Raw genomic sequence first — 2,979 nt, 5'->3', positions numbered from 1 at the left:
CATCGTTATAGAGAGGCTGTTTCTTATCGAGTTTGGCGGTGACCTACTCTCCCACGTCTTAAGACGCAGTACCATTGGCGTTCCGGCCCTTATCCATCGAGTTCGGGAAGGGATCGTGAGTTTAGCCGGAGCTATGACCACCAAACCGGATAAGAAACAGTATCGGCTCGCTGCTGTCGCAGCGCGCTGTTCAAGAATATTTGCTTTTGATCAGTAAAGTCTTGCTTTTACTGGATCAGATCAAGCCAATCGGGCCATTAGTACCGGTCAACTGAATGCATTGCTGCACTTACATCTCCGGCCTATCGACGTGGTGGTCTACCACGGCCCTCAAGGGAGACCTTGTTTTGAAGGGGGCTTCCCGCTTAGATGCCTTCAGCGGTTATCCTGTCCGCTCATAGCTACCCAGCACTACCGTTGGCACGATAACTGGTCCACCAGTGGAGCGTTCACCCCGGTCCTCTCGTACTAGGGGCAACTCTTCTCAAGTCTCCTACACCCACGGCAGATAGGGACCGAACTGTCTCACGACGTTCTAAACCCAGCTCACGTACCTCTTTAAACGGCGAACAGCCGTACCCTTGGGACCGACTTCAGCCCCAGGATGAGATGAGCCGACATCGAGGTGCCAAACGATGCCGTCGATATGGACTCTTGGGCATCATCAGCCTGTTATCCCCGGCGTACCTTTTATCCGTTGAGCGATGGCCCACCCACGTGGGACCACCGGATCACTATGGCCGTCTTTCGACTCTGCTCGACGTGTCAGTCTTGCAGTCAGGCTGGCTTCTGCCATTGCACTCAACGAGCGATTTCCGACCGCTCTGAGCCAACCTTCGCGCGCCTCCGTTACGATTTGGGAGGCGACCGCCCCAGTCAAACTCCCCACCATGCATGGTCCCGGACCCGGATAACGGGCCGCGGTTAGACATCAAGAGTGCGAAGGGTGGTATCTCAAGGGAGGCTCCACAGAGACTTGCGTCCCTGCTTCGATGCCTACCACCTATCCTGCACATCACAATCCTGATGCCAGTGCAAAGCTGGAGTAAAGGTGCACGGGGTCTTTCCGTCTAACCGCGGGTAGTGTGCATCTTGACACACAGTTCAATTTCGCTGAGTCCACGTTTGAGACAGCGGGGAAGTCGTTACGCCATTCGTGCAGGTCGGAACTTACCCGACAAGGAATTTCGCTACCTTAGGACCGTTATAGTTACGGCCGCCGTTTACTGGGGCTTCAATTCGGAGCTTGCACCCCTCCTTTTAACCTTCCAGCACCGGGCAGGCGTCAGACTGTATACGTCGCCTTACGGCTTCGCACAGCCCTGTGTTTTTAGTAAACAGTCGCCACCCCCTAGTTTGTGCCCCCGCCCGATAGTTGCCTACCGAACGGGCCTCCTTCTCGCGAACTTACGGAGGTATTTTGCCGAGTTCCTTAAACGTGGTTCTCTCAAGCGCCTTGGTATACTCTACCAGTCCACCTGTGTCGGTTTCGGGTACGGTCTAATGGAGGGCTATTTCCAGGAACCTCTCAGCAGCCCAATCAATCCGATAAGATTGAACTACACCTGAGATCCGTCACATCCTCCTGGCCCAGGAATATTAACCTGGTTCCCATCGACTACGCCTTTCGGCCTCGCCTTAGGGGCCGGCTTACCCTGCTCAGATTAGCTTTAAGCAGGAACCCTTGGACTTTCGGCGAGAGGGTCTCTCACCCTCTTTGTCGCTACTCATGTCAACATTCTCACTTCTGAACGCTCCACCGGTCCCTCACGGGCCGGCTTCACAGCCGTCTCCACTGCTTCCGGTGCACCCGAGGGCGCAAAAGAAGCAAGGAGAACTGAACAGAACGCTCCGCTACCACGCACTTACGTGCATCCTAAGCTTCGGCTCATGGCTTGAGCCCCGTTACATCTTCGCCGCAGGACAACTTATCTAGACCAGTGAGCTGTTACGCTATCTTTAAAGGATGGCTGCTTCTAAGCCAACCTCCTGGTTGTTTTGGTCGTCCCACATGCTTTCCCACTTAGCCATGAATTGGGGGCCTTAGCTGTAGGTCAGGGTTGTTTCCCTCTTCACGACGGACGTTAGCACCCGCCGTGTGTCTGCCAGATAGTACTCCCGGGTATTCGGAGTTTGCTTAGGCTCAGTAAGTCTGTGGGACCCCATCACCCATGCAGTGCTCTACCCCCCGGGGCATTCGTCTGACGCTCTACCTAAATAGATTTCGCGGAGAACCAGCTATCTCCGAGTTTGATTGGCCTTTCACCCCTAGGCACAAGTCATCCCGACCCTTTTCAACGGGTGTGGGTTCGGACCTCCAGTTAGTGTTACCTAACCTTCATCCTGCTCATGCCTAGATCACTCGGTTTCGGGTCTGATCCATCTAACTAAGTCGCCCTATTAAGACTCGCTTTCGCTGCGCCTACACCTATCGGCTTAAGCTCGCTAGATAGACCAAGTCGTTGACCCATTATACAAAAGGTACGCCGTCAGGTCTCGAGGACCCTCCGACTGCTTGTAGGCGTCCGGTTTCAGGTACTGTTTCACTCCCCTCGTCGGGGTGCTTTTCACCTTTCCCTCACGGTACTGGTTCGCTATCGGTCAGCAAGGAGTACTTAGCCTTCGGAGGTGGTCCTCCGATCTTCAGACAGGATTTCACGTGTCCCGCCCTACTTAATACGTCCGATCATGCTTCCTGTACGGGGCTGTCACCCTGTATCGCTGCCCTTTCCAGAGCATTCCAGTCACAATCTCGGCTCGGCTGGTCCGCGTTCGCTCGCCACTACTAACGGAGTCTCTATTGATTTCCTTTCCTCCGGGTACTTAGATGTTTCAGTTCCCCGGGTTTGCTCTAAAACCCCTATGTATTCAGGGTAATAGTACCTGTTTCAGCTCAATATGAACCGCCCGAAGGCAATCATATCAAACTGTCAGGTGGGTTGCCCCATTCGGAGATCTTTGGATCAAAGCCTATTCCCG

General features: G+C 54.2%; 2 rRNA genes (1 of these 2 running past the window's edge). Both read right to left on the bottom strand.

Annotation, left to right across the window (positions count from 1 at the left end):
* Window positions 1-30: 30 nt before the first annotated feature.
* Window positions 31-145: ribosomal RNA gene (rrf, locus tag BCY78_RS24085) — 5S ribosomal RNA — on the bottom strand.
* A 91-nt stretch (window positions 146-236) separates the two neighbouring features.
* A 23S ribosomal RNA gene (locus tag BCY78_RS24080) occupies window positions 237-2,979 on the bottom strand (it continues 87 nt past the right edge of the window).

It is taken from the genome of Pararhodobacter sp. CCB-MM2 (assembly GCF_001691415.1).
Classification (GTDB): Bacteria; Pseudomonadota; Alphaproteobacteria; order Rhodobacterales; family Rhodobacteraceae; genus Pararhodobacter.
Note: the sequence above shows the minus strand (reverse complement) of the source record. Positions and strands in the feature narration are given on the sequence as shown.